The following is a 2,970-nucleotide window of genomic DNA, read 5'->3' as shown; positions in this document are numbered from 1 at the left end:
GTTGTTTTTGGCATACACTTTGCTGGATATCTGTAAAGGTGCTCAGCTGCGATTTGATATGACGGGATTTTGACGTGGCAGAAGAAGAAAACAAAACTGAAGAAGAGCAATCTGGCGAAGGTGGTTCAAAGAAAAAGCTAATTATTATTATTGCGATCGTTGCAATTTTAGCTATTGGTCTATCGGTTGGTGTGACGATGTTTTTGCTTGGTGGCGATGAAGACGCACCAACTGAACCGGTTATTGAAGAAGAAGTGAAGGAGCCAGCTAGCTACATTCCAATTAAGCCAGCATTTTTGGTTACGTTTAATGTCGATGGGCGTCAGCGGTATATGCAGATTTCATTATCTGTTTCTAGTCGTGATGCCAGTGCTTTGGATGCTTTAGACCACCATATGCCTTTGATACGTTCACGTTTATTGAATGTATACGCAGATCAGGACTTTCAACAGATTCGCACTGAGGAAGGTAAGTTAGCGCTTCAAGCTCAGACAGTCGAAGTGATTAATACTGTCTTAAGTAGTGAAGAGGCTGGTGAGATAGAGAACGTTTATTTCACTAATTTTGTATTGCAGTAGTTTTGTTCAAGATGTTTTAAGTTATTTGTTTGGTGTTATTTTCGCGACCGTCAAATAGCTTATTTTGTGATTGCTTAAAAATTCATATAGTCAGGTATTAGTGTGCAAGATTTATTATCACAAGACGAGATAGATGCGTTATTGCATGGTGTCGATGATGGTGATATCGACACGGAGGACGATGCCGATGAAGAAGGTATACGCAATTACGACTTAGCGAGCCAAGATAGAATTGTGCGCGGGCGCATGCCTACGCTCGAAATGATCAATGAAAGGTTTGCCCGCTACACCAGAATCAGCTTGTTTAACCTGCTCCGTAGAAACGCCGACGTTTCTACGGGCGGTGTCCAGATCATGAAGTTTGGAGAGTATATCCATACTCTTTACGTTCCTACCAGTTTAAATATTGTCAAAATCAGACCTCTTCGCGGAGCTGGTTTATTTATTTTTGATGCCAAGCTAGTTTTTAAACTTGTTGATAACTTCTTTGGTGGTGATGGGCGTCATGCAAAAATTGAAGGGCGTGAGTTTACGCCTACCGAGATTCGGGTTGTTCATATGGTACTCGAACAAGTTTTTATCGATATGAAGGAAGCGTGGAGCGCAGTTTTCAAAATTGATTTTGAGTATATGAACTCTGAAGTTAACCCTTCAATGGCGAATATTGTTAGCCCTAGTGAAGTGATAGTAATTAGTACCTTTCATATCGAACTAGATGGCGGTGGTGGAGACCTTCATCTGGCCATTCCATACTCTACCATTGAGCCGATTCGCGAGATCCTCGATGCTGGTGTCCAGAGTGATGTTGACGATGTTGACGAGCGCTGGATGACAACTATTCGGAAAGATCTTTTAGAGGCTAATGTGCCTCTTAATGCGACAGTCCTAGAAGAACAGATATCACTTAGAGATGTTGCCAAGCTTGAAAAAGGTGATGTTATACCGATAGAAATGCCAGAGTTTATTACGCTAACTGCGAATAAGGTCCCTATGTTCAAAGCAAAGCTTGGGCAAAGTGATGGTCAGTTAGCGGCGAAAATTGAAGAAAAAATTGAACGACCCAACCTCATATCCAGTGTAGTTGACGAAAATTTGGAAGAAGAAAATGAGTGATAACGAAGATCAAAGTGAAGACGAAAAACTAGCATCTGAATGGGAAGCTGCAATGGAAGAGTCTGGTGATTCTGAAGGCGGCGAAGGTAGTGTTGAGGATGAGTGGGCGGCGGCAATGGCCGAAGCTGAAGCTATCGAAGGGGATGATGCTGATGATATTAAGTCTGCGCCTCTAGAGTCTTTTGATTCGCGTCCAGCTGCGGCTGCTAACGCTGGTGCTGGTGGCCCAGGCGCTCCCGATCTTGATGTCATTCTGGATATACCTGTTACGTTATCGATGGAAGTCGGTAATACCTCCATTCCGATCAGAAACTTATTACAATTGAATCAAGGTTCCGTTATTGAGCTTGACCGCTTGGCCGGTGAGCCATTAGATGTTTTGGTCAATGGCACACTAATCGCTCATGGTGAAGTTGTTATGGTTAATGATAAATTCGGTATTCGACTGACTGATGTAGTAAGTCCAACTGAACGTATCAGGCGTTTAGGGTAGTTTTGTGGGCTTACTGATTCGCCTTTGTGTGGTGTTCATACTGAGCACCAGTATTGTGTATGCTAATGAATCCTCAGATTCTACGAATCCTGGCACTGAGCCACAGCAACAATTAGTTGAGTTAGACGATACGTTAAAAACTGAAAACGAAGTTGTCAGCTCAAATACTGAATCGACCCACCTTAGTAAAGCTCGTGCACCAGAGTACGACCCGATAACGAGTTGGCCTATTGTTGTCGCTACTTTATTCGCAATGGTGGTCTTCATTTTTGTCTTGGCTTGGTTTGCTCGCCGATTTAGCGGATTTAATATTGCTAAAAATAGAGAAATGGAAGTGCTTTCGTCTCTTCCGCTTGGTGCAAGAGAAAAAGTTAGTTTAGTTCGTGTAAAAGGGCAGACACTTCTTTTGGGTGTTACCAATCAGCAGATTTCTTGTTTGCATACTTTTGACAGCGATTCTGATCTTAGTGATAACGCTCAAGAAGGTGGTGGTCGTGGTGCACATTCCGATTTTTCGACAACTTTAAAAGGCTTGCTCACTAAAAGTACGCCTGAGGAGCAAGGCAGCTCTGAGCTTAACTCTCAAGAGGGTAAGCTATGACAACGAAGTCAAAGTTTTCAGTGCGTACTTTTGCACTCCTAGCACTAGGTGTCGTTCTGTCATTGTTGTCATTTTCAGCTTTTGCTGAAGGTGCGCAAGGAAGCCCGGGTATTCCTGCTCTAACCCTGGTAAATAATTCTGATGGTTCGCAGACCTATACGGTGACGATCCAGGTTCTTGCGCTA

4 protein-coding genes and 1 pseudogene are annotated in these 2,970 nt (G+C 43.0%); all 5 read left to right on the top strand.

Annotated elements, in window-relative coordinates; genetic code table 11:
* Positions 1 to 74: 74 nt before the first annotated feature.
* Positions 75 to 578, top strand: coding sequence for a flagellar basal body-associated protein FliL (fliL, locus tag A3761_RS16640; RefSeq protein WP_068513649.1), 504 nt, complete (start codon positions 75 to 77; stop codon positions 576 to 578).
* Between the two features lie 96 nt (positions 579 to 674).
* Positions 675 to 1,691, top strand: a complete 1,017-nt coding sequence (fliM, locus tag A3761_RS16635; protein WP_197470043.1) for a flagellar motor switch protein FliM — start codon at positions 675 to 677, stop codon at positions 1,689 to 1,691.
* The gene (gene fliN, locus A3761_RS16630; protein ID WP_068511675.1) at positions 1,684 to 2,184 is read left to right on the top strand and encodes a flagellar motor switch protein FliN; all 501 of its coding nucleotides are present in this window, start codon (positions 1,684 to 1,686) and stop codon (positions 2,182 to 2,184) included. Before fliM ends, fliN begins: the two co-directional genes overlap by 8 nt.
* A gap of 4 nt (positions 2,185 to 2,188) precedes the next feature.
* A complete protein-coding gene (gene fliO / locus A3761_RS16625) occupies positions 2,189 to 2,785 on the top strand; it encodes a flagellar biosynthetic protein FliO (protein WP_068511678.1) in 597 nt (198 codons plus the stop codon).
* Positions 2,782 to 2,970: pseudogene (locus A3761_RS16620) on the top strand (hypothetical protein); the annotation flags it as partial. The gene fliO and the pseudogene A3761_RS16620, both read left to right, overlap by 4 nt.

The sequence above is a fragment of the Oleiphilus sp. HI0123 genome, assembly GCF_001635315.1.
The sequence above is the reverse complement of the archived record's forward strand: the minus strand, read 5'-3'. Positions and strand labels throughout refer to the sequence as shown.